General features: G+C 67.7%; 27 protein-coding genes and 3 tRNA genes. 15 read left to right on the top strand and 15 right to left on the bottom strand.

From position 1 onward, the window contains the following. Positions 1-21 precede the first annotated feature (21 nt). The 5 genes from FHX60_RS17405 to FHX60_RS17425 all read right to left on the bottom strand — a co-directional run bounded on the left by FHX60_RS17405 (position 22) and on the right by FHX60_RS17425 (position 6039). Positions 22-1167 (bottom strand): BMP family ABC transporter substrate-binding protein, encoded by a 1146-nt coding sequence (locus FHX60_RS17405; RefSeq protein ID WP_092308284.1) that lies wholly within the window; start codon positions 1165-1167, stop codon positions 22-24. A gap of 54 nt (positions 1168-1221) precedes the next feature. Further along, positions 1222-2142: an ABC transporter permease gene (locus tag FHX60_RS17410; RefSeq protein ID WP_183284015.1), complete on the bottom strand. Its 921-nt coding sequence runs from the start codon at positions 2140-2142 to the stop codon at positions 1222-1224. An 18-nt stretch (positions 2143-2160) separates the two neighbouring features. Next, positions 2161-3270: an ABC transporter permease gene (locus FHX60_RS17415; RefSeq protein ID WP_183284016.1), complete on the bottom strand. Its 1110-nt coding sequence runs from the start codon at positions 3268-3270 to the stop codon at positions 2161-2163. Next, a complete protein-coding gene (locus tag FHX60_RS17420) occupies positions 3263-4825 on the bottom strand; it encodes an ABC transporter ATP-binding protein (RefSeq protein WP_183284017.1) in 1563 nt (520 codons plus the stop codon). The genes FHX60_RS17415 and FHX60_RS17420 overlap by 8 nt, the downstream gene beginning before the upstream one ends. Positions 4826-5121: 296 nt before the next feature. Next, complete coding sequence (locus FHX60_RS17425; protein WP_183284018.1) at positions 5122-6039, bottom strand: pirin family protein; 918 nt, start codon at positions 6037-6039, stop codon at positions 5122-5124. A 673-nt stretch (positions 6040-6712) separates the two neighbouring features. Between FHX60_RS17425 and FHX60_RS17430 the strand changes: the two genes are divergently transcribed. From FHX60_RS17430 to FHX60_RS17450, 5 genes are read left to right on the top strand one after another with little or no spacing between them, the layout of a single operon-like run. Continuing rightward, the gene (locus tag FHX60_RS17430; RefSeq protein ID WP_183284019.1) at positions 6713-7429 is read left to right on the top strand and encodes an ABC transporter permease; all 717 of its coding nucleotides are present in this window, start codon (positions 6713-6715) and stop codon (positions 7427-7429) included. 27 nt (positions 7430-7456) lie between these two features. Continuing rightward, on the top strand, positions 7457-8392 hold the full coding sequence (locus FHX60_RS17435) for a glycine betaine ABC transporter substrate-binding protein (RefSeq protein ID WP_183284020.1): 936 nt from the start codon (positions 7457-7459) through the stop codon (positions 8390-8392). Positions 8393-8402: 10 nt separating this feature from the next. Further along, positions 8403-9053, top strand: a complete 651-nt coding sequence (locus FHX60_RS17440; RefSeq protein ID WP_012352190.1) for an ABC transporter permease — start codon at positions 8403-8405, stop codon at positions 9051-9053. Further along, positions 9050-10225, top strand: coding sequence for an osmoprotectant ABC transporter ATP-binding protein OsmV (locus FHX60_RS17445; protein ID WP_183284021.1), 1176 nt, complete (start codon positions 9050-9052; stop codon positions 10223-10225). Before FHX60_RS17440 ends, FHX60_RS17445 begins: the two co-directional genes overlap by 4 nt. 54 nt (positions 10226-10279) lie before the next feature. Then, complete coding sequence (locus tag FHX60_RS17450; protein ID WP_112773506.1) at positions 10280-10651, top strand: hypothetical protein; 372 nt, start codon at positions 10280-10282, stop codon at positions 10649-10651. A 43-nt stretch (positions 10652-10694) separates the two neighbouring features. On the opposite strand, the gene FHX60_RS17455 is transcribed toward FHX60_RS17450, so the two are convergent. Next, positions 10695-10784 (bottom strand) — tRNA-Ser (locus FHX60_RS17455). A 288-nt stretch (positions 10785-11072) separates the two neighbouring features. On the opposite strand from FHX60_RS17455, the gene FHX60_RS17460 reads away from it, so the two are divergent. Further along, positions 11073-11582 (top strand): outer membrane lipoprotein, encoded by a 510-nt coding sequence (locus FHX60_RS17460; RefSeq protein WP_112773505.1) that lies wholly within the window; start codon positions 11073-11075, stop codon positions 11580-11582. A gap of 83 nt (positions 11583-11665) precedes the next feature. Here FHX60_RS17460 and hemW read toward each other — a convergent pair whose 3' ends face one another. The 5 genes from hemW to FHX60_RS17485 all read right to left on the bottom strand — a co-directional run bounded on the left by hemW (position 11666) and on the right by FHX60_RS17485 (position 16391). Next, positions 11666-12898 carry a radical SAM family heme chaperone HemW gene (gene hemW, locus FHX60_RS17465; protein WP_183284022.1) on the bottom strand — a complete coding sequence of 411 codons (1233 nt, stop codon included), beginning with the start codon at positions 12896-12898 and terminating at the stop codon, positions 11666-11668. Then, a complete protein-coding gene (rdgB, locus tag FHX60_RS17470) occupies positions 12895-13512 on the bottom strand; it encodes an RdgB/HAM1 family non-canonical purine NTP pyrophosphatase (RefSeq protein ID WP_183284023.1) in 618 nt (205 codons plus the stop codon). Before rdgB ends, hemW begins: the two co-directional genes overlap by 4 nt. Before the next feature lie 15 nt (positions 13513-13527). Further along, positions 13528-14247, bottom strand: a complete 720-nt coding sequence (rph, locus tag FHX60_RS17475; protein WP_111519003.1) for a ribonuclease PH — start codon at positions 14245-14247, stop codon at positions 13528-13530. A gap of 103 nt (positions 14248-14350) precedes the next feature. After that, positions 14351-15265, bottom strand: coding sequence for a PP2C family protein-serine/threonine phosphatase (locus FHX60_RS17480; RefSeq protein ID WP_183284024.1), 915 nt, complete (start codon positions 15263-15265; stop codon positions 14351-14353). A 73-nt stretch (positions 15266-15338) separates the two neighbouring features. Continuing rightward, positions 15339-16391, bottom strand: a complete 1053-nt coding sequence (locus FHX60_RS17485) for a serine/threonine protein kinase (protein ID WP_092308307.1) — start codon at positions 16389-16391, stop codon at positions 15339-15341. Positions 16392-16614: 223 nt separating this feature from the next. Here FHX60_RS17485 and FHX60_RS17490 point away from each other — a divergent pair, with 223 nt between their 5' ends. The 4 genes from FHX60_RS17490 to FHX60_RS17505 all read left to right on the top strand — a co-directional run bounded on the left by FHX60_RS17490 (position 16615) and on the right by FHX60_RS17505 (position 21159). Next, complete coding sequence (locus FHX60_RS17490) at positions 16615-17550, top strand: YicC/YloC family endoribonuclease (RefSeq protein ID WP_183284025.1); 936 nt, start codon at positions 16615-16617, stop codon at positions 17548-17550. An 18-nt stretch (positions 17551-17568) separates the two neighbouring features. Next, positions 17569-18243, top strand: coding sequence for a guanylate kinase (gmk, locus tag FHX60_RS17495; protein ID WP_092308310.1), 675 nt, complete (start codon positions 17569-17571; stop codon positions 18241-18243). A gap of 92 nt (positions 18244-18335) precedes the next feature. Next, positions 18336-18539 (top strand): DNA-directed RNA polymerase subunit omega, encoded by a 204-nt coding sequence (gene rpoZ, locus FHX60_RS17500; protein WP_006578656.1) that lies wholly within the window; start codon positions 18336-18338, stop codon positions 18537-18539. 205 nt (positions 18540-18744) lie between these two features. After that, positions 18745-21159 carry a RelA/SpoT family protein gene (locus tag FHX60_RS17505; protein ID WP_112773501.1) on the top strand — a complete coding sequence of 805 codons (2415 nt, stop codon included), beginning with the start codon at positions 18745-18747 and terminating at the stop codon, positions 21157-21159. A gap of 15 nt (positions 21160-21174) precedes the next feature. On the opposite strand, the gene greB is transcribed toward FHX60_RS17505, so the two are convergent. After that, complete coding sequence (gene greB / locus FHX60_RS17510) at positions 21175-21738, bottom strand: transcription elongation factor GreB (RefSeq protein ID WP_092308313.1); 564 nt, start codon at positions 21736-21738, stop codon at positions 21175-21177. A 156-nt stretch (positions 21739-21894) separates the two neighbouring features. On the opposite strand from greB, the gene FHX60_RS17515 reads away from it, so the two are divergent. From FHX60_RS17515 to FHX60_RS17525, 3 genes are all read left to right on the top strand, one after another. Continuing rightward, positions 21895-21971, top strand: a tRNA-Arg gene (locus tag FHX60_RS17515). A 168-nt stretch (positions 21972-22139) separates the two neighbouring features. Further along, the gene (locus tag FHX60_RS17520; RefSeq protein ID WP_092308315.1) at positions 22140-22400 is read left to right on the top strand and encodes a hypothetical protein; all 261 of its coding nucleotides are present in this window, start codon (positions 22140-22142) and stop codon (positions 22398-22400) included. 139 nt (positions 22401-22539) lie between these two features. Continuing rightward, a tRNA-Met gene (locus FHX60_RS17525) sits at positions 22540-22615 on the top strand. Positions 22616-22754: 139 nt separating this feature from the next. On the opposite strand, the gene FHX60_RS17530 is transcribed toward FHX60_RS17525, so the two are convergent. Continuing rightward, positions 22755-23036, bottom strand: a complete 282-nt coding sequence (locus FHX60_RS17530) for a hypothetical protein (RefSeq protein WP_092308316.1) — start codon at positions 23034-23036, stop codon at positions 22755-22757. A 149-nt stretch (positions 23037-23185) separates the two neighbouring features. On the opposite strand from FHX60_RS17530, the gene FHX60_RS17535 reads away from it, so the two are divergent. Further along, positions 23186-23869: a Fe2+-dependent dioxygenase gene (locus tag FHX60_RS17535; protein ID WP_116295171.1), complete on the top strand. Its 684-nt coding sequence runs from the start codon at positions 23186-23188 to the stop codon at positions 23867-23869. A gap of 58 nt (positions 23870-23927) precedes the next feature. Here the strand turns inward: FHX60_RS17535 and FHX60_RS17540 are convergent, their stop codons facing one another. Then, positions 23928-24236 carry a hypothetical protein gene (locus FHX60_RS17540; protein WP_112773498.1) on the bottom strand — a complete coding sequence of 103 codons (309 nt, stop codon included), beginning with the start codon at positions 24234-24236 and terminating at the stop codon, positions 23928-23930. Positions 24237-24390: 154 nt separating this feature from the next. After that, positions 24391-25839 carry a MocR-like pyridoxine biosynthesis transcription factor PdxR gene (gene pdxR / locus FHX60_RS17545; protein ID WP_183284026.1) on the bottom strand — a complete coding sequence of 483 codons (1449 nt, stop codon included), beginning with the start codon at positions 25837-25839 and terminating at the stop codon, positions 24391-24393. Positions 25840-26011: 172 nt separating this feature from the next. Between pdxR and FHX60_RS17550 the strand changes: the two genes are divergently transcribed. Further along, a complete protein-coding gene (locus FHX60_RS17550; protein ID WP_112773496.1) occupies positions 26012-26455 on the top strand; it encodes a carboxymuconolactone decarboxylase family protein in 444 nt (147 codons plus the stop codon). The last annotated feature ends 115 nt before the right edge of the window (positions 26456-26570 follow it).

A 26570-nucleotide genomic window follows, 5' to 3' on the forward strand; every position in this document is an offset into this window, starting at 1 on the left:
CTCGGGCGGCGATGGCGCGGTTTAGCCCGGAATCTTCCCTTCCACGCCCTCGACATAGAACTTCACGCCGTGCAGGAATTTGTCGTCCGCGACCTGGTCCTTGGCCAGCTGTTCCTTGCCGGTGTTGTCCTTGATCGGGCCCTTCCAGATCGGCGCGGTGCCGTCGATGATGCCCTTCTTGCGTTCGTCGACCAGGGCCTTGACCTCAGCCGGCACGTCGGCGTTGTAGCTCTTCAGGTCGATCATGCCTTCCTTCAGGCCCCACCACGTGGTGCTGTTCTTCCACTGGTTGTTCAGCACGTCTTCCACCACCTTGTTGTAGTAGACGCCCCACGAGATCACCGACGCGGCCAGGTGGGCCTTGTCGCCGAACTTGGTCATGTCGCTGTCCCAGCCGAAGGCATGCACGCCTTTTTCCTGCGCGGTCTGCACCACGGCGGCGGAGTCGGTGTTCTGCATCAGCATGTCGACGCCCTGGCCGATCAGCGTGGTCGCGGCTTCGCGTTCCTTGCCCGGATCGAACCACTTGTTGACCCACACCACCTTGACCGTGGCGTTCGGGTTGACGCTGCGCGCGCCCAGCGTGAACGAGTCGATATTGCGGATCACCTCGGGGATGGGCACCGACGCCACCACGCCCATCTTGCCGGTCTTGCTCATCTTGCCGGCGACCACGCCTGCCAGGTAGGCGCCCTCATAGGTGCGCACGTCGTACTGGGCCAGGTTGTCGGCGGTCTTGAAGCCGGTGGCGTGCTCGAACTTCACGTCCGGGAATTCCTTCGCCACCTTGAGCATCGACTCCATGTAGCCGAAGGTGGTGCCGAAGATCAGCTTGTTGCCCTGGCTGGCCAGGTCGCGGAACACGCGCTCGGCGTCGGCGGCGGATTCGGGCACGTTCTCGACGAAGGTGGTCTTGACCTTGTTGCCGAACTTCTCTTCGACCGCCTTGCGGCCGTTGTCATGCGCGAAGGTCCAGCCGGCATCGCCGACCGGGCCGATATAGACGAACGCGACCTTGAGCGGCTCGGCCGCCTGCCCGGCGGCGGGCGCGGAAGCGGCACCGGCGGGTTCGGCGGGCTTGTCGGCCTCTTTCTTGCCGCAGCCGGCCAGGGCCAGCACTGCGGTGGCGGCCAGCGCCGCCAGGGTCTTCCTGCGCGTGACGATCATGATTTCTCCTTTTGTGAATGGTTGATAGCTCGGGGATTTCCGTCAGAAAATCGATCAGGCGTTGCCGGGGCGGAACGGCTTGCCCAGCGACGCCGGCATGTTCAGGCGTATCCACGCCGGATTGCGCGAGATCAGCGCCAGCACCACGATGGTGGCGGCGTAGGGCAGCATCGACAGGAACTGCGACGGCACCGACACGCCCACGCCTTGCAGGTAGAACTGCAGGATGGTCACGGCGCCGAACAGCCACGCGCCCACCAGCACGCGGCCCGGGCGCCAGGTGGCAAAGGTGGTCAGCGCCAGCGCGATCCAGCCGCGGCCCGCCACCAGGTTCTCGACCCACATCGGGGTATAGACCAGCGACAGGTAGGCGCCCGCCAGCCCGCAGCAGGCGCCGCCGAACAGCAGCGCGCCGAAGCGGATGGTGCGCACGGGGTAGCCCAGCGCGTGCGCGGATTCCGGCGATTCGCCGATCGCGCGCAGCGTCAGCCCGGCGCGCGTGCGGAACAGGAACCACATGATGGCGAAGCACAGCAGCAGGCTGAAATACACCATCCAGTGATGCTGGAAGAACGCCGGACCGACGAAGGGCAGCTCGGCCAGTCCCGGCACGGCCTTGGCCTGCGCCGGCATGGCGTAGCCGACGAAGCGCTGGCCCATGAAGGCCGACAGGCCGGTGCCGAAGATCGACAGCGCCAGCCCGGTGGCGACCTGGTTGGTGGCCAGCACCAGCGCCAGCCACGAGAACAGCGTGGCCATGAGCATGCCGGCCAGGGCGCCGGCGGCAAAGCCGAGCAGCGGCGACTGGGTCTGGTAGCCGACCATGAAGCCGGCCACGGCGGCGACCAGCATCATGCCTTCGGCGCCCAGGTTGAGCACGCCCGAGCGTTCGTTGATCAGCAGGCCCAGCGCCGCCAGCAGCAGCGGCGTGCCGGCGTTGATGGCGGTGGCGATGAGGGGGGCGAGTTGTTCCATGTTCTTGGTGTGCTCCGCTCAGGCCGTGGTGGCGCGCCAGCGCAGCCGGTTGTCGATCAGCGTGTCGCACGCCAGCAGGAAGAACAGCAGCATGCCCTGGAACACCCAGCCGATGGCCGAAGGCAGGCCCAGCCGCGACTGCGCCATCTCGCCGCCGATATAGAACAGCGACATCATGATGCCGCCGAACACGGTGCCGACCGGATGCAGCCGGCCGATAAAGGCGACGATGATGGCGGTGAAGCCATAGCCCGGCGAGATCGACGGCAGCAGTTGCCCGATCGGCCCGACCACTTCGAACGCGCCCGCCAGGCCGGCGGTGGCGCCGGAGATCAGCAAGGCGCTCCACAGCGCGCTGCGCGCCGAGAAGCCCGCATAGCGCGCCGCCGCCGGCGCGGTGCCGCCGACCTGCAGCCGGTAGCCGGCGAAGCTGCGGAACACGAACACCGTCATCACCGCCACCAGCACCAGCATCACCACAAAGCCGGCATGCAGCCGCGAGCCCGACATCAGGTTGGGCAGCAGGTATTCGGACGAGAACACCTTCGATTGCGGGAAGTTCATGCCGTTGGGATCCTTCAGCGGCCCGTTGACCACCCACAGCAGCAGCTGCTGCGCGATATAGGTCAGCATCAGCGAGACCAGGATCTCGTTGGCGTTGAAGCGGTCCTTGAGCAGCGCGGTGAGCGACGCCCACGCCATGCCGCCGGCGATGCCGGCCAGCGACGCCAGCACCAGCACCACGGTGCCGTTCATCGCTTGTCCCGGCACATCGAAATACAGCACCGCCGCGCCGGCGCAGATGCCGCCGGCAATCAGCTGGCCGTCGGCGCCGATATTCCACACGTTGGCGCGGTAGCACACCGACAGGCCCAGTGCGCACAGCACCAGCGGCACGGTCTTGAGCAGCACCTCGCCGATCGCGCGCTTGTCGCGCAGCGGATCGGCCAGGAACACCTTGAGCGCGGCCACGGGATCCTTGCCGAGCGCCAGGAACAGCAGTGACCCGAACAGCAGCGTCAGCGCCAGCGCCAGCACCGGCGAGGCGTAGGCCATCGCGCGCGAGGGCATGCCGCGCGGCGCCAGCGTGAGGGGGGAACGGGGCATCAGGGTGCGCACATCAGCCATGGCTTGCGACCTCCGTGCCGGCATGGGCCCGGGCCGGGCCGCCTTCCCACAAGCCGCTCATCCACAGCCCGACCTGCTCGCGCGTGGCGGTCTCGGTCGCCACCGACGGCGACAGCCGCCCCTTGGCGATCACGTGCAGCCGGTCGCAGATCGCGAACAGCTCGTCGAGCTCTTCCGACACCACCAGGATGGCGCAGCCGGTGGCCTTCAGCGCCAGGATCTCGTTGTGGATCTGCGCCGCGGCGCCGACGTCCACGCCCCAGGTGGGTTGCGCCACGATCAGCACCTTCGGGCCGCTTTCGATTTCGCGCCCGACAATGAACTTCTGCAGGTTGCCGCCCGACAGGCTGCGCGCCAGCGCCTGCGGCCCGCTGGCCTTGACGCGGAAGCGGCCGATCACCGCCGACGCCAGCCCGCTGGCGGCAGCGGGGGAGATCATGCCTTGCCGGACATAGGGCGGGGCCTGGTGCGACAACAGGATATTGGTGGCCAGGCTCATGCCCGGCACCGCGCCGCGGCCCAGGCGCTCTTCCGGCACGAAGGCCAGCCCGGCGCGGCGGCGCTGGCGCGCATCGAGGCGGCCCGCCGGCTTGCCAGCGAGCTGCACCGAGGTGGCGTCGGCGCGCGTGTCCTCGCCGGACAGCGCCGCCAGCAACTCCTGCTGGCCGTTGCCCGAGACCCCGGCAATGCCGACGATCTCGCCCGCGTGGACATCGAGCGAAACCTGGCTCAACTCGGTCGCGAACGCGTGTGCGCGCGGCAGCGACAGGCCCTGCACGCTCAGCCGCACCGGGCCGCGCTGCGCGGCCACGCGCGGCTCGCGCGGCGGCTCGCCGCCGATCATCAGGCGCGACAGCGACGCCGCGGTTTCCTGGCGCGGATCGCACACGCCGGTGACCTTGCCCATGCGCATCACGGTGGCGTGATGGCACAGCGCGCGGATCTCGTCGAGCTTGTGGCTGATGTAGAGGATGCTGGTGCCTTCGGCGGCCAGCTGGCGCAGCGTGACGAACAGCGTTTCCACCGCCTGCGGCGTCAGCACCGAGGTGGGCTCGTCCAGGATCAGCAGTTGCGGGCTGGCCAGCAGCGCGCGCACGATCTCGACGCGCTGGCGCTCGCCCACCGACAGCGTGTGCACATGGCGGTTCGGCTCCAGCGGCAGGCCGTAGCGTTCGGCGGTGGCGCGGATGCGCTCGGCCAGCTGCTTCATGTTGCCCTGCTGCGCGGCCGGCAGGCCCAACGCGATGTTCTCCGTCACGGTCAGCGTGTCGAACAGCGAGAAATGCTGGAACACCATGGCGATGCCCAGGTTGCGGGCGTCGTGCGGGCTGCCGATACTGACCGGCGCCCCGTTGAAGTGCATCTCGCCGGCATCCGGACGGACGGCGCCGAAAATGATCTTCATCAGGGTGGACTTGCCGGCGCCGTTTTCACCCAGCACGGCATGGATCTCGCCGGGTGCAACGCTGAGGCTGACGTCGTCGTTGGCGACGACGCCCGGGTAACGCTTGCTGATATGGGCCAGCGCCAACCGGGGAGGGAGTTGTGATGTCACTGAGGCGGCTCGGGTTGTTGTTGTGGCAGCAACGGGGATGCGTCAAAGCGCGGCAGTGCGTGGCGCAGCATCGCCGCGACGCATTGCAGCATTCATCATGGGTTCGTGATGCCGGATATTGGTGACGAATTATATAAGTGTGCGGGGTCCCGGAAGGCCCGAATCGGGCCGGTGTCCAGTCTGTGCAACGGTTGGCGGGTGGTTGCAAGTCGCATGCCGGCGGCAGCACGAAAAAAACCGCCGCCTCCTTGCCGGAGGCGGCGGTCTTGTGACGCTGCGAGCAGACCGTACGCGGATTACGCGCCCGTAGCAGTCGCGAACCGCCCGTCGCGGAAATCCGCCAGGGTCTGGTAGATCTGCTCCTGCGTGTTCATCACGAACGGGCCGTATTGCGCGATCGGCTCGTTCAGCGGGCGGCCGGCGATCAGCAGGAAGCGCGCGTCGGCCTCGGCCCTGACGATGACGCCGTCAGCCTGGCCGGCGTTGTCCAGCACGCCCATGCGCTGCGCCTCGACCACGGCGCGGTCATCGCCCGCGCCGACCGAGACTTCGCCCCGGTACACGTAAATAAAGGCGTTGTGCCCGGCCGGCAGCGCCTGCGCGAAGTCCTGGCCGGCCGGCAGCTCAACGTCCAGGTAGACCGGCTCGGTCACCGGGCGCGTGATCGCGCCCGCCACGCCATGGCTGGCACCGGCCAGCACGCGCACCGTGGCGCCATGCTCCAGCCCCACCGTCGGAATCTCGGCGGCGGGCAGGTCGCGGTACCACGGCGCCGTCATCTTGTCGGCGGCCGGCAGGTTCAGCCACAGCTGGAAGCCTTCCATGCGGCCGTCTTCCTGCTCGGGCATTTCCGAGTGGACCACGCCCGCACCCGCCACCATCCACTGCGCGCCGCCGTTCTGCAGCAGGCCCTCGTTGCCGGCGCTGTCGCGATGGCGCATGCGCCCGGCCAGCATGTAGGTGATGGTCTCGAAGCCGCGGTGCGGGTGATCGGGGAAGCCGCCGATGTAGTCGTCCTTGCTGTCGGTGCCGAAGGCATCGAGCATCAGGAACGGGTCCAGCCGGCGCTGCAGGTTCTGCGTCAGCACGCGCGTCAGCTTGACGCCGGCGCCATCCGAGGTGGCGATGCCGCGCACCACGCGGTCGACGGTGCGCGAGCGCTGCACGCTTTCCGCGGCGGTGGCCGGAACGGTGGCGATGCTACGGGTATCCATGTCTTGCTCCTGTGGGGCGGACCGGCGCGGCGATGGCCGGCCGGTCCGCGTTTCAGCTACCTCGTCAATTTAGTGGTTTGGCGCGGAAAGAGTAGAGGGCGCACGGGCAACAGATTGTTCTGTTGGTGCATCAAATCCTGCCATTCGCCAAGCTGTTTTCGGAACGATCGCGGCGCCGCATGTGCCGCGTCCGGGGCATCGCGCAGTGGCCGGATAAAGGCCGGAAATCGCTGCCAGATCGCCTCCGGAAAGGCCAAAGATGACAAGATCGATGAAGATCGCTATAATAGCGCTCTCTTTGTCATCCGTTGATGCGAGAAGCAGGGTGGGGAAAGTCCCGCCAGCCCTTGCCAGTCAACGGCCGATGGACCGGCGGCGCGTCGGAAAACTTCAATATTTGCGCTGCCACTGGCCAACCGCTCGCGATGTGCTTGCACCGCCGGTTGCGCCGCTTCAGGGACCGCCGTCAACACGGCATCCCGTCAATCGAGATTCCCCGCCCACGGCGGACGAATCCACAGACCGTCCGCCGGCAATCGTGCCGGTCATGGCGGCAATGCAATCTGAACCGGGACTGGTGGCGCCCTATCTCCGCACGCACCAGCCCATATTGTTTTCCGTCGCCGGAAAGTGGCGCGCTGCGCGCTTTTTTTGGCCCGGAGAAGGGGAGAGTATGTCAAAGCAACCGGCACGGGCGCTGGCCTGGGCAGGACTGACGCTTGCCGCGCTGGCCGCACTGGTGGCGTGGATCGGCGTCGATGTGATTCGCCAGTACCAGGAGCGCCTGCTCTACGACGTCGCCGACCACTTGCGGCTGGTGGTGCTGTCGATGGCGCTGGCGCTGGCCACCGGCATCCCGGCGGGCATCGCGCTGAGCCGCCCCTGCATGCGGCGCTGGGCCGACCGGCTGATGCAGGTCTTCAACGTCGGCAATACCGTGCCGTCGCTGGCGGTGCTGGCCCTGGCGCTGGCCGTGCTCGGCATCGGCGAGCGGCCCGCCATCCTGGCGCTGTGGCTGGCCTCGCTGCTGCCGATCGTGCGCAACACCTACGAGGGTCTGCGCAATGTCTCGCCCACGCTGCTCGAAGCCGCGCGCGGCATCGGCATGACCCCGGCCCAGCGCCTGGTGCGGGTGGAGCTGCCCAACGCGCTGCCGGTGATGCTGGCCGGCATCCGCATCGCGCTGGTGATCAACGTGGGCACGGTGCCGCTGTCATTCCTGATCGGCGCCAACAGCCTGGGCGAGCTGATCTTCCCGGGCATCTACCTGAACAACCAGCCGCTGCTGCTGCTGGGCGCCGCCGCCACCGCGCTGCTGGCGCTGGCGCTCGATGCACTGTTTGCCGCCGCCGGCCAGCTGTACCTGCGCCGCCGCGGCCTGGCGCGCTGAACTGGGGACACCGAAATGGAAAAGCAGATGCAATACATCCGCCGCCGTGCGCGCCGGGTCGTGCTGTTGGTGGCTGCGGTCACCGCTTTCGCCGCCGGCCTGGCGCTGGCCACCGCGCCCGAGGCTCGCGCCGCGGGCGCCGCCATCCGCGTGGGCGGCAAGAACTTCACCGAACAGCTGCTGCTGTCGTCGATGACCACCCGGTACCTGCGTGCCAAGGGCTTCGATGCCGAGCTGACCGCCGGCCTGGGCAGCACGCTGATGCGCCAGGCCCTGGAGAACGACCAGCTCGACGTGGTGTGGGACTACACCGGCACCGCGCTGATCGTGTTCAACAAGGTCGAGGAGAAGCTGGACGCCCAGGCAAGCTATGCGCGCGTCAAGCAGATGGACGGCGCGCGCGGACTGGTCTGGCTGGACGCCTCGGGCATCAACAACACCTATGCGCTGGCGATGCCGAAGGAGCGTGCGGCCGCCGGCGGCGCGACCACGCTGTCGGCCTTTGCCGAGCAGATGCGCAAGGCCGGCGCCGACGCCAGCCATCCGTTCGCCGTCGACATGGAATTTGCCGCGCGCCCGGACGGGCTGGAGCCGCTCAAGGCGCTGTACCAGCTGCCGTTCTCGCGCCGCGACGTGATCCAGCTCGATCCGGGCCTGGTCTACACCGCCCTGAAGAACAACCAGGTGGAACTGGGGCTGGTGTACGCCACCGACGGCCGCGTCAAGGGCTTCGACCTGGTGCTGCTCGAGGACGACCAGCACTTCTTCCCGCCGTACAACGCGGCGCCGGTGGTGCGCAAGCCGGTGCTCGACCGGCATCCGGAACTGGCGGGCCTGCTCAACGCGCTCGCGGCCAAGCTCGACAACCAGAGCATGACCGACATGAACTACAAGGTGGACATCGGCCAGCAGCCGGTGGACAAGGTGGCGGAGGACTTCCTGCGCGGCCACGGACTGATCTGAGGAGGGCCGCATGGACTTGTTCGCATACCTGCAACACAGCTGGCCCACGCTGCTGAAGCTGACCGGCGAGCACCTCGCCCTGGTGGGCTCGGCGGTGGGGCTGGCGATCCTGATCGGGGTGCCGCTGGGCATCCTGATCACGCGCTTCCGCGCGCTGGCGACGCCGCTGCTGGCGCTGGCGACGATTGTGCTGACGCTGCCGTCGATCGCGCTGTTCGGGCTGATGATCCCGATTTTCGCGCGCTTCGGCCATGCGCTCGGCTACGTGCCGGCGGTGACGGCGGTGTTCCTGTACTCGCTGCTGCCGATCATGCGCAACACCTATACCGCGCTGGCCAATGTCGACCCCGGCATCCAGGAAGCCGGCCGCGGCATCGGCATGACCACCTGGCAACGGATGCGGCTGGTGGACCTGCCGCTGGCGGTGCCGGTGATCCTGGGCGGCGTGCGTACCGCCGTGGTGATGAATATCGGGGTTGCCACCATTGCCGCCATCATCGGCGCGGGTGGCCTTGGGGTGCTGATCCTGCAGGCGATCAGCCAGAGCAACATGAGCAAGCTGGCCGTGGGCGCGGTCCTGGTCAGCCTGCTCGCCATCGTGGCGGACGCTTTCCTGCAGTGGTTGCAGCGGGCGCTGACGCCGAAAGGAATCCGGCTATGATCGAACTCGACCAACTCACCAAGTCTTTCCCGCAAAAAGACGGCACCGAGACGCGCGCCGTCGACGCGGTGTCGCTGACGGTGCCACGCGGCGAGATCTGCGTCTTCCTGGGCCCCTCGGGCTGCGGCAAGACCACCACGCTGAAGATGATCAACCGGCTGATCGAGCCGACCTCGGGCACGGTGCGCATCGAGGGCGAGGACACGCGCGGCCTCGACGGCGTGACCCTGCGCCGCAAGATCGGCTACGTGATCCAGCAGATCGGCCTGTTCCCCAACATGACCATCGAAGAGAACATCATGGTGGTGCCGCGCCTGCTGGGCTGGGACAAAAAGCAGTGCCGCGAACGCGCGCGCGAGCTGATGGCGATGGTGCAGCTGGACCCCAACCGGCTGCTGTCGCGCTATCCGCGCGAGCTGTCCGGCGGCCAGCAGCAGCGCATCGGCGTGATCCGCGCGCTGGCGGCCGACGCGCCGCTGCTGCTGATGGACGAGCCCTTCGGCGCGGTCGACCCGATCAACCGCGAGAGCATCCAGAACGAATTCCTGCAGATGCAGCGCCAGCTCGGCAAGACCGTGATCATGGTCTCGCACGACATCGACGAAGCGATCAAGCTGGCCGACAAGGTCGCGGTGTTCCGCCGCGGCAAGCTGGTGCAGTTCGACCACCCCGACGCGCTGCTGGCGCACCCGGCCGACGAGTTCGTGCAGGCCTTCGTCGGCCACGACAATACGCTCAAGCGCCTGTTGCTGGTGCGCGCCGGCGATGCCGCCACCATGCCGCCGAGCTGCCGCCCCGGCATGCCGCTGGCCGAGGCGCTGGGCGTGATGGACGACGCCGACGTGCGCCACCTGCCGGTGGTGGACGACGCGCAGGTGGCGCTGGGCTACGTCACGCGCCGCGACGCGCGTTCGGGCCAGGGCACATGCAGCGACGTGATGCGCCCGTTCGCCGCCACCGCGGCGTTCGACGAGCACCTGCGCATCGTGCTGTCGCGCATGTACCAGCACAACACCAGCTGGCTGCCGGTGATGGGCGCCGACGGCGCTTACCTGGGCGAGGTCACGCAGGAATCGATCGCCGGCTACCTGAGCTCGGGCCGCTCGCGCGGCCAGGCCGGCGCGCCGGCGACCCCGGACGCACCCGCCGCGCCGCTGCGCGCGGCCGCCTGATCGGGCAACCGGCTCCGTACGCCACGAGCGGGGCCGGCGCGCTATGCTAAAGGCATGCTCCGCTACTGCCGCTCGCCCCTGTGCCTGGTCATCGAAACCCGCTGGCTGATCCCGCGCGGGTTTGACGGCTTCACGCCCGGCCCGCTGATCCTGCTGCGCCCCGGCGCAACCCAGGCGCTGATCGAGCACGAGAAGGTCCACGTGCGCCAGTTCTGGCGCAGCTGGGGCCTGATGGGCGTGCTCTACCTGGCCAGCCGGCGCTGGCGCCTGCGCTATGAGGTCGAGGCCTACCGCGAGCAGCTGCGGCATAGCCCTCCGGGCGCGGCCCGCGGGCTGGCGCGCGTGCTGGCCACCAAATACCGGCTCGGGATTTCCGAGGCCGAGGCCTACCGTTTGCTGAAGCGGGTGATCGACGACGCCGAATGAAAAACGGCCCGCGCCAGTGGCTGGTGCGGGCCGTTTTCTTGTCTGGCGGAAGCGGTGAGATTCGAACTCACGGATGGGTCACCCCATCGGCAGTTTTCAAGACTGCTGCCTTAAACCACTCGGCCACGCTTCCGGAAAAGTGCGGGCATTGTAGCGCGAAAGGGCGGGGCCTCCGGCGCATTGCCGCATGCAGACGCAATGGTCTGGCCGCGCATTATACAAGGCCCGCGCGCCCCGATGGGGACTTGCGCCGCGGGCACGGGCGCAGCCGTAAATTTCCTGCCACATCTTCTGCCGCGCTGTCGGGCTCTGTCTGACATGGCGGAACCTTCATATCGCGCCATCGCTCATATTGTCGTACCGGGCACTGCGGTGTGTGCCGCATCCCCGGCTTTCGCCTGGCAACAGAGGAGAACTCAAAATGCGAATCCCTAGCAAGACATGGCTGATCGTTCCGGTGGCCGCGGCGGCTGCGCTGGCCGGTTGTGCGGCGCCGTACAGCAGCGGCTACGACCAGGGCTACAACACGGGCTACAACGCGCCGCCCCCGGGCTACCAGACCCCCCACACCTCGCAGGCACCGGCCGGCGCGGTCTACTACGGCCGGGTGGAATCGATCGAGCCGATCACCACCACGCAAGGCAGCTCGGGCCTGCTCGGCACCGTGATCGGCGGCGCCGCGGGCGGCCTGCTGGGCCACCAGATCGGTGGCGGGCGCGGCCAGACCGCGGCGACCATCGGCGGTGCCGTGGTCGGCGCCGTGGCCGGCAACCAGATCGAGAAGCGCGCTGGCAGCAATACGCAGACGGTCTATCGCGTGAACGTGCGGCTCGATGACGGCCGCCTCGCCACGGTGACGCAGTCCAACCTGGGCAGCCTGCAAGTGGGCATGCGCGCGCGCGTGGCCAACGACATGGCCACGCCGTACTGACCTGCCAGCCTGACGTTTGCCAGAAGTGAAAGGCCACGCGCTTGCGTGGCCTTTTTTTTAACGCTGCCGGCGTGCCGGGCCGTTCAGTCCTTCAGGAACATCTCCTGCAGGTCGTTGAGGAAGCGGCGGCCCAGCTCGGTGGGGCGGATCGTGGTCAGGTCGGCTTCCAGCAGGCCTTTTTTCTCGGCCTCGGCCAGCTGCTTGCTGATGGTGTGCAGCGGCAGCCCGGTGTAGTCGTGGAAGCTCGAGGCCGGCACGCCGTCGGTCAGGCGCAGCGCATTGAGCATGAACTCGAACGGCAGTTCGTCGGCGCCGACGTCGCGCGCTTCCTGCACCGCGTTGCCGGCCATGGCCTGCGCCATGTAGGTTGCCGGATGCTTGTGCCGCATCTGGCGCAGCACGCGCTGCGGGAACGACAGCTTGCCGTGCGCGCCGGCGCCGATGCCGAGGTAGTCGCCGAAGCGCCAGTAGTTGAGGTTGTGGCGCGCTTCGCGATGCGGCTTCGCATAAGCCGAGGTCTCGTAGTGCCGATAGCCCGCCGCGGCGGTGCGCGCTTCGATCCAGTCCTGCATCTCGTATGCCGTGTCGTCGTCGGGCAACGCCGGCGGAAACTTCGCGAACAGCGTGTTCGGCTCCAGCGTCAGGTGGTACAGCGACAGGTGCGTGGTGCCGTACGCCAGCGCCGCTTCGACGTCCGCCTGGCATTCCTGCAGGGTCTGGCCGGGCAGGGCGTACATCAGGTCCAGGTTGATGTTGTCGAAGCTGGCCTGGGCGATGTCGATGGCGCGGCGCGCTTCGGCGCCGCCGTGGATGCGGCCCAGTGCCTGCAGGTGCCGGTCATTGAAGCTCTGGATGCCGATCGACAGCCGGTTGATGCCGCTGGCGCGGTAGCTGGCGAACTTGTCGGCTTCAAAGGTGCCGGGATTGGCCTCCATCGTGATCTCGGCGTCGGCGTCGAGCGGCAGCAGGGCGCGGATATCCGACAGCAGCCGGTCCATGCCTGCCGCCGACAGCAGGCTGGGGGTGCCGCCGCCGATGAAGACGGTATGCACCGGGCGGCCCCATACCAGCGGCAACGACTGCTCCAGGTCGGCGCGCAGCGCGTCCAGGTAGAGGTCTTCCGGGATCTCGTGGTTGTCCGCGCCGGGCGCGGCGTGCGAGTTGAAATCGCAATACGGGCACTTGCGCACGCACCACGGGACATGCACGTACAGCGACAGCGGCGGCGAACCGGGCAGGCTGATCTGCCCGGGCTTGAGCCACAGCTGCTTGCTGTCCACGGGCACGGATGCGGAGGCCGGTACGATCGGAATCATCGGGTGGCAGGCTCCGCGGCCTCGGCCTGCAGCCGGGCCACCAGGGCGCGCAGCGCCTGGGCACGGTGGCTGACGCGGTTCTTCTCTTCCGGCGGCAGCTCGGCCGCGGTCTTGCCCAGCGCCGGCAGCAGGAAGTGCGGGTCGTAGCCGAAGCCGCCCGCGCCGCGCGGCGCGTCGACGACCTCGCCATGCCACACCCCTTCGGCGATGATCGGGCACGGGTCATCGGCGTGGCGCACGAACACCAGCACGCAGTAGTAGTACGCGTGCCGGTTCAGCTTGCCGGCCAGCTGCGAGACCAGGTAGGCGTTGTTGGCCGTATCCGACTTGGCCTGCCCTGCCATCTGCGCATAGCGCGCGGAATAGACCCCGGGCGCGCCGCCCAGCGCCTGCACGCAGATGCCGGAGTCGTCGGCCAGCGCCGGCAGGCCGGCGAGCCGGCTGGCATGGCGCGCCTTGGTCAGCGCGTTCTCGACGAAGGTGGCGAAGGGCTCTTCGGCCTCGGCGATGCCGAGCTCGCCCTGCGTGACCACGTCAAAGCCGAGCGGGGCCAGCAGCGCGCCGAATTCGCGCAGCTTGCCGGGATTGTTGGAGGCCAGTACCAGGCGTTGCATGGCGGGCTCCGTGGCTCAGGCCAGGCCCAGCGCTTCGCGCTGGAGCTGCACCAGCCGGGCGATGCCGGCTTCGGCCAGGCGCGTCATGGCGTCGAGGTCGGCGCGGCTGAAGGGCGCGCCTTCGGCGGTGCCCTGCACCTCGACAAAGCCGCCGCTGCCGGTCATGACCACGTTCATGTCGGTGTCGCAGTTGCTGTCCTCGGCGTAGTCCAGGTCCAGCACCGGCACGCCGTCGACCATGCCGACCGAGACCGCGGCGACATGGTCGCGGATCGGGCTGGCGGCGATCAGGCCGTCGCGCAGCATGGTCGCGACCGCGTCATGGGCGGCGACAAAGGCGCCGGTGATGGCCGCGGTGCGGGTGCCGCCATCGGCCTGCAGCACGTCGCAGTCGAGGTGGAGGGTGTATTCGCCAAGCGCCGCCAGGTCGAACACCGAGCGCATCGCGCGGCCGATCAGGCGCTGGATTTCCTGGGTGCGGCCGGTCTGCTTGCCGCGCGCGGCCTCGCGGTCGGAACGCGTATGCGTGGCGCGCGGCAGCATGCCGTATTCGGCCGTGACCCAGCCTTCGCCGCTGCCCTTCTTGTGCGGCGGCACCTTGGCCAGCACGCTGGCGGTGCACAGCACCTTGGTATCGCCAAAGGCGCACAGGACCGAGCCTTCGGCGTGGCGGGTGTAGTGGCGGGTAAGGCTGATGGAACGCAGCGCATCGGCTGCGCGGCCGCTGGGTCGCATGAGATGGTTTGTCCGCAAGGGGTAGAAGGGAAGAGACCGCGATTCTACCGCTGCCGGCCGGTGCGCGCTGGCGCGCCGCCCCGGCCGGCGCTTGCGGGTGCCATCACCGCATCAGGTTGCTGGTCTTGTCGATGGCGGCGCGGATCTCGGCGATGGAGCGCTCGATTTCCTCCTCGGACAGCAGGTCGCTGTCGGTGCCGTTGCGTTCGAGGATCGAGGTGGTGAAGGCATTGAGCGGCAGGGTGTCGGTCATCACCGCATCCTGGCCGGCGGTGTTGTTGTCCAGCTCCCACATCATGGCGATGCCGGTGGTGTTGTCGGCACCTTCGCCGGCCTGCTGCAGCGCCTGGTCGATCAGCGCCGGCACCGCCTGCACCACCGACAAGCGCGACAACTTGTCCACCAGCGCCGGCTCGTCCAGCGGGCCCCACAGGCCATCGGAGCAGAGCAGGGCGACGTCGCCCGGTTCCAGCCGCACCGGCCCGCCCAGGTCGATCAGCGGCAGGTTGGGCGAGCCCAGGCAGTTGTAGAGCTTGTTGCGCTCGGGATGGTTGGCCACCTCCATCGGCAGCACGCGCTCCTGCTGCAGCAGGTTTTCGATCTTGGAGTGGTCGCGCGTGCGCGTCAGCAGCCGCCCCTTGCGCAGCAGGTAATAGCGCGAATCGCCGGCGTGGGCCCAGTGGATCTGGCCGTGCTGCACCAGGCAGCAGACCACCGTGGTGCGCGGCACGTCGGCCATCTGGTTGGCCTCGGCGTAGCGGTGGATCTCGCGGTGCGCCAGCATGATGGTGTCCTGCAGGAACTCGACCGGGTTGCGCACCGCGGGCCGCGCCTGCAGCTGGAACTGGCGCGCCAGCGTCTGCAGCGCCTGCTGCGCGGCGACCTCGCCGTGGGCGTGGCCGCCCAGGCCGTCGGCCAGCACCATCAGCAGCGCGTCGCGCGTGAAGCAATAGCCCATGCGGTCCTGGTTGATGCGGCGGCCGCCTTTCCTGCTTTCCTGGTAGACAGAGAATCGCATGTTGGCTGGTTGGCTTTCTTGGGGTTCGATGGCCCGGCAGCGCGCGCGGAGGCGCTGCGGCCGGGTTTGTGATTCAGTCGACGCCTGCGCCCGGTGCCGGCTCGTCACGCCGGCGCAGCAGTGTCAGAAAGCGCGAGGTCGCGGGCGCTTTTTCCGGCGGCATGGGGGCGGGTGCCGGCGCCTGGGTCGTGGGCGCCAGCGCCTGCTCGCCCAGCGCGTTGGTCTGCTCGCGCAATTCCTTCTGCAGCCGGAATACGCTCTGCGGGCGGCCCGAGGGCTCCAGCCGCAGGCACCACTCGACCAGGTCGACCAGGCCGTTGGTGTAGCTGCTGCGCAGCCGCATCAGCGCCTCCCCCATGCGGTCGTCCTTCTCGCGCTGGTTGGCTTCCTGCGGCGGCAGTCCGGCCATGCAGGCGTAGAGCGTCGCGCCCAGGCTGTAGATGTCGGTCCACGGGCCCAGGTCAGTGTGCTTGCCGTACAGTTCCGGCGCGGCAAAGCCGGGCGTGTACATCGGCTGGAAGCGCGCCGCCTCCATGGTCAGGGTCTGCCGCGCGGCGCCGAAATCCAGCAGGATCGGCGACTCGTCCTCGCGCAGGTAGATGTTGCCGGGCTTGATGTCCAGGTGCAGCAGCTTGTGGATATGCACTTCGCGCAGGCCGCTCATCAGGTCGTGGAAGACCTTGCGGATGAAATGCTCGCGCAGCACCTTGGCGCGCCCCTGCTGCCGGGCCGCCAGCACATGCTCCTGCAGCGTCTTGCCCAGCTCGTAGTTCATCACCATGTAGACGGTGGCGTTCTCGCGGAAGAAGTTCACCACGCGCACCACGCTGGGATGGGAAATGCGGGCCAGCGAGCGGCCCTCTTCGAAGAAGTACTTCAGGCCCAGCCGGAACGCCGCGGCGTTTTCTTCGGGCACCACGGGGATCAGTTCGCCCGGGTTGCGCCGCGCCAGCGACGACGGCAGGTACTCCTTGATGGCGACCGGCGCGCCGGTTTCGTCGGTGGCCAGGTAGACGAAACTGAACCCCCCGCTGGCCAACTTCTTTACAATACGATAGTTGGACAGCAGCGTGCCGACGGGCAGCGGTGCACTCTTCGGTTGTGGCGTGCCCTTTGGCTCTGTCATGGGAATAGGACCGGAGTTGCCCCCGCGGATTTGCCTCCGGAATTTGCCTCCGGATTGTCCGGGCTAATCGGTCACTTGTAAAGAACACAAATACGGGCGTTATTGCCCGCCTTTCAACGTTTTGAGGGCGCCCCCACAGGCTGTGCCGCGCGGCTGCCGGGCGGGTGTCCGCCGGCAGGCCGCGGCCGCTTCGGGTCGGCGGCGCCATTCACGAGAACAACCAATGATCCACAGCATGACAGGCTACGGCCTGGCGACGCGCCAGGCGCCATTGACCAACGCGCAGGGCGAGCCCAGCGGGCGCACCGCGTCCGTTTCGGTGGAATTCCGCACTGTCAATTCGCGTTTCCTCGACCTGTTGTTCCGGGCCCCGGAGGAGTGCCGCGCGTTCGAGCCGGCGTTGCGCGAGATGCTGATGGCCGAGCTGTCGCGCGGCAAGCTGGAATGCCGCATCAACCTGCAGCGCACCGATGCGGGCGGCGCCACGCTGGCGCTGAACGACGGGCTGCTGGCGCAGATCCGCGCACTCGAAACCACCGTGGCCGCCACCTTCAGCAGCGCCGGCACCCTGCGCATGGGCGAGATCCTGCGCTGGCCCGGCGTGCTGGTCGAGCCGGAGCTGTCGCAGGAGTCGCTGCGCGAGGCCGTGCTCGGCGCCGCGCGCGAGGCGCTGGCCCAGTTGCTGGAAGCGCGCCGGCGCGAGGGCGACGCGCTCAAGGCCACGCTGACGGAGCGCATCGACGCCATGCTGGCGATCGTCGAACGCCTGACCCCGACCATCCCGCAGCTGATCGCGCATCACCAGGAAAAGCTGACCGAGCGCCTGCAGGAAGCCTTCAACCTGGCCGCGCCCAACGGCATGCCGTCGATGAGCCGCGACGAGATCGCCGAGCGCATCCGCCAGGAAGCCACCGTCTACGGCATCCGCATCGATATCGCCGAAGAATTGTCGCGGCTGCAGGCGCACCTGAACGAAACGCGCCATATCCTGAAGAAGGGCGGCCAGGTGGGCAAGCGCCTGGACTTCATGATGCAGGAGCTCAACCGCGAGGCCAACACGCTGGGCTCCAAGGCCGCCGCCAAGGAGCTGGCCGATGCCTCGATGGAGCTCAAGCTGCTGATCGAGCAGATGCGCGAGCAGGTCCAGAATCTAGAGTAAGACAGTCACAGAATCATCATGAGCCAAACCTCTCCATCGGCCACCCGCACGGCCCCCCACAAGGCCATCGACACCGTCTATCCCGGCAACCTCTTCATGGTCGTTGCACCGTCGGGCGCGGGCAAGTCGACGCTGGTCAACGCGCTGCTGGCGCAAGACCCGGCCATCCGCCTGTCGATCTCGCACACCACGCGCGCGCCGCGTCCGGGCGAAGAAGACGGGCGCGAGTACCACTTCGTCACCGTCGATGCCTTCCGCGCCGCGCGCGACCGCGGCGACTTCCTGGAATGGGCCGAGGTGCACGGCAACTACTACGCGACCTCGCGCGTGTGGATCGAGCAGCAGATGGCGCAAGGCAATGACGTGCTGCTGGAGATCGACTGGCAGGGCGCGCAGCAGGTGCACCAGCGCTTTTCCAACGCGGTGGAGATCTTCATCCTGCCGCCGTCGCTGACCGCGCTGGAAGAGCGCCTGAAGAAGCGCGGCCAGGATGAGCCCAACGTGATCGTGCGCCGCCTGCTGGCGGCGGGCAGCGAGATGTCGCATGCGTCGGAGTCGGACTACGTCATCATCAACGAGGTCTTCGACGATGCGCTGGAAGAGCTGCGCAACGTGGTTCGGGCTACCCGTCTGCGCTTTTCGTCGCAAAAGGCACGGCACGCGGAGCTGTTCATCGAGCTCGGCATCCACTGAGCCGAGGCACGCGAGCGCAGGCGCCGCCGGCGTTTTCCGCCGCGTGCTGTAAAATAGCAACCCAACAGGTTTTGTCCCAAGGTGGATTTGATATGGCGCGTATTACCGTCGAAGATTGTCTGAAACACATCCCGAATCGCTTCGAGCTCGCCCTGGCGGCCACGTACCGTGCGCGCCAGCTGGTGCAGGGCCACACGCCCAAGGTCGAGGCCAAGGACAAGCCGACCGTGGTGGCACTGCGCGAGATCGCGTCGGGCCAGGTCGGCATCGAGATGCTGAAAAAGGTCCCGACCTGATCGATCAGGCGGCCCATGGCTCATCCCTGCATCGTGCCAGCACTGTTCCAGGCTCTCCAGCCGGATTCCCCGGGCCGCCGCCATGCCATCGCCGCATCCGCCCTCCAAGCCTCCATCCCAGCCGTCGCCGACCGCCGTCGTGCCGGCGCCTGGCGATGCGGCCCCGCCCGCGGCGCGTAAGCGCACCATTCCGGGCCAGTCTTCCGTGAACGCGCGCACCGGCGCTCCCAATCTTCCCGATCCGCTCGGCGACGATGTCGTCGGCGAGCGCGCCGTCGCGCCCGCGCTGGCAGCGGGCAAGGCGCGCGGCGCGGCGGTGCAGGATGAACTGGCCGCGGCGCAGCAAGTGGCGCCGCCGGCAGCCGACAGCCTGTTTATCGATGCAGTGCTGGCGCAGTCATACCGGCACTTCTTCGGCCCGACCTCGCAGCCGGCGGTGCCGCCGCGCCAGCAGGTCATCTCCATCACCCGGCTGATGGAAAAGCTCGCGTACCTGAAGGCGCCCGACCTGGCGCGCGTACGCGAGGCCTTCCAGTTTTCCGACGAGGCCCACCTGGGCCAGTACCGCCAGAGCGGCGAGCCCTACATCACCCATCCGGTGGCGGTGGCCGAGCTGTGCGCGGACTGGAAGCTGGACGTGCAGTCCATCATGGCGGCGCTGCTGCACGACGTGATGGAAGACCAGGGCATCACCAAGAGCGAGCTGGCCGAGAAATTCGGTCCCAAGGTCGCCGAACTGGTCGATGGCCTGACCAAGCTGGACAAGCTCGAATTCCAGAGCCGCGAGCAGGCGCAGGCGGAAAGCTTCCGCAAGATGCTGCTGGCGATGGCGCGCGACGTGCGCGTGATCCTGGTGAAGCTGGCCGACCGTACGCACAACATGCGCACGCTCGACTTCGTGCCGCCGGAGAAGCGCCGCCGCATCGCGCTCGAGACCATGGAGATCTATGCGCCGATCGCGCACCGTCTCGGTCTCAACACGATCTACCGCGAGCTGCAGGAACTGTCGTTCAAGGTCGGCTCGCCGTTCCGCTACGCCACGCTCGAAAAAGCCGTCAAGGCCGCGCGCGGCAACCGGCGCGAGGTAGTCAAGCGTATTCTCGAGGCCGCGCAGAAGGGACTCGCCGATGCCGGCATCGTCGCCGAACTGTCCGGGCGCGAGAAGACGCTGTACAGCATCTACCGCAAGATGCACGACAAGCAGCTGTCGTTCTCGCAGGTGCTGGACGTGTACGGTTTCCGCGTGGTGGTGGAAACGCAGATGCACTGCTACATGGCGATGGGCGCGCTGCATGGCCTGTACAAGCCGATGCCCGGCAAGTTCAAGGACTACATCGCGATCCCCAAGATCAACGGCTACCAGTCGCTGCACACCACGCTGGTGGGGCCGTTCGGCACGCCGGTGGAGTTCCAGATCCGCACGCGCGACATGCACCAGATCGCCGAGGCCGGCGTGGCCGCGCACTGGATGTACAAGCACCAGGCCGACCACGCCAACGATATCCAGCAGCAGGCGCACCAGTGGCTGCAGTCATTGCTCGATATCCAGAGCCAGACCGGCGATTCGCAGGAATTCCTCGAGCACGTCAAGATCGACCTGTTCCCCGACGCAGTCTACGTGTTCACGCCCAAGGGCCATATCCGCGCGCTGCCGCGCGGCGCCACCGCGCTGGACTTTGCCTACGCGGTGCACAGCGACCTGGGCAACCAGTGCGTCGCGGTCAAGATCAACAACGAGATGCTGCCGCTGCGCACCGAGCTCAAGAGCGGCGACATCGTCGAGGTGGTGACGGCCCCTTACTCCAAGCCCAACCCCGCCTGGCTGTCGTTCGTGCGCACCGGCAAGGCGCGCGCGGCGATCCGCCACTACCTGAAGACCACCAAGCTGGACGAGGCGATCCAGCTGGGCGAGCGCCTGCTGGAGCAGTCGGCGCGCCAGCTCGGCATCGAACTGAAGGCGGTGCCGCAGTCGGTGTGGGACCGCATGATCCAGTGGACCGGCAACAAGCAGCGCGAAGACATCTTCGCCGACCTGGCGCTGGGCCGGCGCGTGCCGGCGGTGGTGGCCAAGCGCATGGAGATCCTGCTGCAGGAGCTGTCCGGCGATGTCGACAGCGCGCTGCTGGCGGCGGTGCAGACCTTTGCCGGCGAAGAGGCGCCCGCGGTGCCGATCACCGGCGACGAGGGCATGTCGATGATCTTCTCGGCATGCTGCCGCCCGATCCCCGGCGATTCGATCGTCGGCTACCTGGGCAAGGGCGAAGGGCTGCAGATCCACGTGCAGGACTGCAAGATCGCCAAGCGCCTGCACAGCAAGGATCCCGAGCACTGGATCGACGTGATGTGGGCCAAGAAGACCACGCGCGCCTTCGATGTGTCGATCAAGGTGATGGTGCGCAACGTCAAGGGCATCGTCGCGCGCGTGGCGGCGGACCTGACCGCGGCCGACGCCAACGTTGCCCACGTGGCGATGGAGCAGCAGGACGCCGGCCAGCAGGAAGCCACCTACATGCAGTTCATCATCCAGGTGCAGAACCGCCTGCACCTGGCCAACGTGATGCGCGGGCTGCGCCGCAACCCCGACGTCATCCGCATCTTCCGCGACCGCAACGATAATTGAGGCGCCGGCGCCGGCTTACTGCCCGCGCGCCGGGTAGCGGACTTCCAGGATATCGATCTGCTCGACGCCGGCCGGCGTGCGCAACGCCACGGTGTCGCCTTCGCGCGCCTTGAGCAGCGCCTTGGCGATTGGCGAGATCCAGCTGACGTGGTTGTGGTCGAGGTCGACCTCGTCCATGCCGACGATGGTGATGGTGGTCTCTTCGCCCGACGCATGCGCGTAGGTGACGGTGGCGCCAAAGAAGATCTGGTCGTTGTCGCCCTGCAGGGACGGGTCGACCACTTCGGCCTTGTCCAGGCGGCGCGTCAGGAAGCGGATGCGGCGGTCGATCTCGCGCAGGCGCTTCTTGCCATAGAGATAGTCGCCGTTCTCGGAGCGGTCGCCGTTGGACGCCGCCCACGACACGATCTGCACCACGTCGGGCCGCTCGACATCGATCAGGTGCATCAGCTCATTGCGCAGGCGCGCATAGCCTTGCGCAGTGATGTAGTTCTTGGTGCCGGGTGGCAGCGGCGCTGCGCCTTCGGGAAGATCGTCGTCCTCGTCGCCCGAGGACTCTTTGACAAATGCCTTGTTCATGGTCCGGATCACTTCTTCAGTCTGCCATTATAGGAAAAGCCCGCGGGCAGGCCGCGCCAGGACGGGCCTGCCTCGACCCGCCTCGATAAAGATCACAAAAAAGTTGGAAGGGGGCTTCACAAAAACAAAAACTGGGTTATAATCTTTTTCTCGCGTGCGGCTGTAGCTCAGTTGGATAGAGTACTTGGCTACGAACCAAGGGGTCGTGGGTTCGAATCCTGCCAGCCGCGCCACCTATGCAGAAAGAAGAGGGCTTCCGGAAACGGAAGCCCTTTTTCTTTGTCGTTCAGGTTTTGCCGCTCAGGCGTGTGCGCCGTCTTGCCGCGCGCGCGTTTTGCCTTGCGGTCGCGCGTGTCGCCTCCTAGTCTCGAAGAACCATCATGGATCCGGGAGTCGCTCGCATGGGCAACGCTGACTGGCGCGTCGAGGCATATCGCGGTATGGACGTCTACGTCCTGGTGTCGCCGCAGGGGCAAGGCAGCATCGGTCGCTGGGGTTACGAGGTGCGCGTGTCGCAGGAAGGTGCCGATCCGGCCGATGCCGGCGATACCGAACTGCTCGCCAGCGGGCCACAGCAGTTCGCCACGCGCCATGCGGCCGAGGTGGCTGCGTTCGGCGCCGGCTATGCGCTGGTCGATCGCCTGCTGGGACCTGCCGAATAAGTGTGGCACGCCATCGCGCGCAGCGGTTTATATCACGTTGTGATGTATCGACTTGCCCCGGTGGCGAATGATTTGAGGCACCGACGCAAATAGTGCTTGCCATGCGCCGTCGGATCACCCATAATCCATCTCCTTCAGACGCGGGGTGGAGCAGTTGGCAGCTCGTCGGGCTCATAACCCGAAGGTCGCAGGTTCAAGTCCTGCCCCCGCAACCAACACCTGGCATCAGCCAACCGCGGCAACCGCCGCGATCCCTCAAGCGTTGTTCCCCAGGCCGTCCGGCCAGCTTCCCTTAGTGTTTTGACATCGATGCCAATGCGGCCACTGCACGCATGGAATCGCCGCGCATCCACGTCATGCCGGCACGCGTTCCGCCGCAAGCCTGAAGGTATCGCGCACCAGCGGCTGGTCTTCGCGTTCGGCGGCATCGGCGCGATCGCGCAAGCGCGCGGCGAGTACCGTCAGCGTTCCCTGCGCCTGCGGCCCGCCGGCGGCCTGGCACTTGGTCACGGCTTCGCGCATCACCGCATCGAGTTCGCCGCTGACGTCGGCTCCATCGAAGGCGCTGACCGAAAGGGCCGAGATGCGTTCCAGGTAGAGATTGACCAGCGCTTCGTCGTGTAGCGGTTCGGACATGTCTTCTCCTTGTCGATGGCGGCATACACCAACCATTGTAGTGAAGGCACCGCCTGCTCGGGATCAAACAATAATGATTCTTGTTCGGGCCCTGCGCGGGGTTCCCATACAATGGGCGCCTGCCGATTTATCCCGACGTAGAAGCCATCATGATGCTGCAGATCCCCGACGTATTGACCAAAGCCCAGGTCGCGCAAGTGCGCGAGATCATCGACGCGGCGCCCTGGGCCGACGGCAACGAAACCTCGGGCTACCAGTCGGCGCTGGCCAAGCGCAACCTGCAGCTGCCCGAGGGTTCGCCGGCGGCGCGGCAGGTCGGCGACCTGATCCAGGACGCATTGGGCAACCATGCATTGTTCTTCTCGGCGGCGCTGCCGCTGAAGGTCTATCCGCCGCTGTTCAATCGCTATGAGGGCGGGCATACCTTTGCCAACCATGTCGACAACGCGATCCGCTATCTGCGCGGCACCAGCTTCCGCATCCGCAGCGACCTGTCGGCGACGCTGTTCCTGACCGAACCGGAAGACTACGACGGCGGCGAGCTGGTGGTCGAGGACACCTACGGGCAGCAGCGCGTGAAACTGCCGGCCGGGCACATGGTGCTGTACCCGGCCACCAGCATCCACCACGTGACGCCGGTCACGCGCGGGGCGAGGGTGTCATCGTTCTTCTGGATCCAGAGCATGGTCCGCGACGACGGCCAGCGCGCGATGCTGTTCGAACTCGACGGGCGCATCCGCCAGGTGGCGCAGGAACTCGGCCAGGCGCACGAATCGGTGATCGGCCTGACCGGCGTCTATCACAACCTGCTGCGGCGCTGGGCCGACGCCTGAGCGCTGCCGGCGCCCGCGAGGGCGCACGGCGCCGCCTTAGCCAGGATGCGGGAGGCGGCTATTCGTCGCGCCGCCGCTGGCGTTGCAACAGCTCGATGGGGGAGGGCTGGATGCGCCGTCGCGCCGGACGCAGCGCCCGGTTCGGCCACAGCACATAGTTGGTGTGCGGGTCCAGCGGCTTGCCGAAGTACGAGACCCAGACCTGTACGCCCTGCTCGGTTTCGGCAACGATGGCCGCGACGGCGCGCGCCGCGGCGGACGGGGACTTGAGCAGCTCGGCCAGGGCTTCGACGCCCTGCACGACATGGTGCTTCACCCCTGCAAACCATGCGTACTGACGCATGGCGGACAACAAACGCTTGGTCATGAACGCGACTCGGGTTGGTTGGAAGTGCGAATGAGACTTTCGGACATCCGTTTTGTTCACAGCAAATTCACCCGGCAAGCATGACTGAGGCGCCATGTCGAAGGTGGGTCACCTGCCTGCCGTGCGTGGCTGACGTCTCCCGGTGCCGGCCGCATCACGCAAGGCGCGGCGGGGCGGGAGCCAAGGCAGAGAGTACCATCGCCAGCCGGTCCAGGGCAGGGTCGATATCCAGCAGGTCGATCGCGCCGAAGCCCAGCAGCAGCCCGGCACAACTGGGTGGCGGCCTCGCATAGCACGGGTCCAGCGTGGCCAGTTCCAGATCCGCCAGCCGTGCCATCGACACCAGCGCCTCGGTGGCCACCGGCACCCGCAGCCGTGCCGCCAGGTGGAAGCCGGCCACCGCCGGCAGCGGCTCCAGCCACGGCGACAGGTCGCCCTGCAGCCGCGCCAGCAAGCGCGCGCGGCGCTGGGCATGGCGCGCGTGCGAACGCCGGATATGGCGCAGCAGGTGGCCTTCCGCCAGAAAGCGCGCCAGCGCCTGCTGCAGCAGCGTCGGCGTGTACCAGTCCATCAGATGCTTGACCTTGCGCGCCGCCGGCATCAGCCACGGCGGCACCACCACGTAGCCGCCGCGCAGGTTGGCCGCCAGGGTCTTGGAGAACGTGCCCAGGTAGACCACGCGGCCGTGCCGGTCCAGCGTCTGCAGCGCATCCAGCGCCTGGCCGCCGTAGCGGAACTCGCTGTCGTAGTCGTCTTCGAGGATTACCGCATGGCGACGCGCGGCCCAGTCGAGCAGGGCCTGGCGCCGCGACAGGCTCATCGGCACACCCAGCGGCGACTGGTGCGAGGGCGTGACATAGACCAGGGTGGCGTCGTTGGGCAGCGCCGCCACCACCAGTCCTTCGTCGTCGACCGGCACCGGCATGACCCGCGCGCCAAGGCCCTGGAACAGGGCGCGCGCCATCGGGTAGCCGGGGTCCTCCATCGCCACCACCGCGCCCGGCCCGAGCAGCAGCCGCGCCAGCAGGTCGATGCCCTGCTGCGCGCCGCTGGTGACGAGGATGTCGGTCGGCGCACTCTGCACGCCGCGGGTAAAGGCGATATGGCGCGCGATTGCCTGGCGCAGCGGCATCTCGCCGGCGGCATCGGCCGGGCCGGGTGTGCGCGTGCGCTCGGCCGCGAGCGCCGCGCGCACGCAGCGCGCCCAGGCTTCATGTGGAAAGCGGGTGGTCTCGGCCTGGCCGGGCTGGAAGGCGTAGCGTGCGCCGCTCGTCGGGGCCAGGAACGGCGTCGGCACGGCCAGCCAGCGCTGCACCGCCGGCGGCAGCACCGGCGCCGCGGCGATGCGCACCGCCGGCCGAGCCAGGCCCTGGGAGACATAGGTGCCGTCGCCGACGCGCGCGTGCAGCCAGCCTTCCGCCACCAGCCGCTCGTAGGCGGTGGTCACGGTCTTGCGCGCCACGCCCAGCTGCGTGCCGAGCAGCCGCGACGGCGGCATGCGCGCGCCGGCTTCCAGCCGGCCGCCCTGGATCGCATCGCGGATGTGGTGGACGATCTGCGCGGTCAGGTCGCCGGCGTGGTCCAGGGCGAGGTGCAGTTCCATGGCGGGTGGCGTCGATCTCGATTGGTCTACTGATTTTGCCAAAAATTGGCAGTGTACGGAGCCAATGCAGGCGTCTATCTTTCATTCCGTCGGGCGCCAGACCAGCGCGCCCGTTGCATCGAACCCGAATCCAACCTGCTGAACCTGCTGAACCTGCTTAAGGAGATCGATCATGGAAGAACGGATGAACTGGCAAGACGTGGCCCCCGACGCCTACAAGGCAATGGTCGGCGTCGAGGTCTACCTGGCGCGCTGCTCGCTGGAAACCACGCTGAAGGAACTGGTCAAGATCCGCGCCTCGCAGATCAACGGCTGCGCCTTCTGCCTGGACATGCACGTGACCGACGCGCGCAAGCACGGTGAAAGCGAACGCCGCCTGAACCTGCTGCCGGCCTGGCGCGAAGTCGGCTGGTTCACCCCGCGCGAGCGCGCCGCGCTGGCGTGGACCGAGGCGCTGACGCTGCTGCCGCAAAGCCAGGCGCCGGATGCCGACTACCAGGCCCTGCGCGAGCAGTTCTCGGAAAAGGAAATGGCTGACCTGACGCTGCTGATCTCGGCCATCAATGCGTGGAACCGCTTCGGCGTCGGCTTCCGCCGCCAGCCGCCGGCGCTCTGAAGCCGCTTTCCCGCCTGCCCGTCTGACCGCAGCGCGCCGGCTTGTCGATTGACAAGCCGGCGCGCGCTGCATTAGCTTCTGTTGCAGCGACTGCACATCGGGCAACGGCCGGCGG

Origin of the sequence: Cupriavidus alkaliphilus (assembly GCF_014191175.1) — a bacterium.
Taxonomy (GTDB): Bacteria; Pseudomonadota; Gammaproteobacteria; order Burkholderiales; family Burkholderiaceae; genus Cupriavidus; species Cupriavidus alkaliphilus.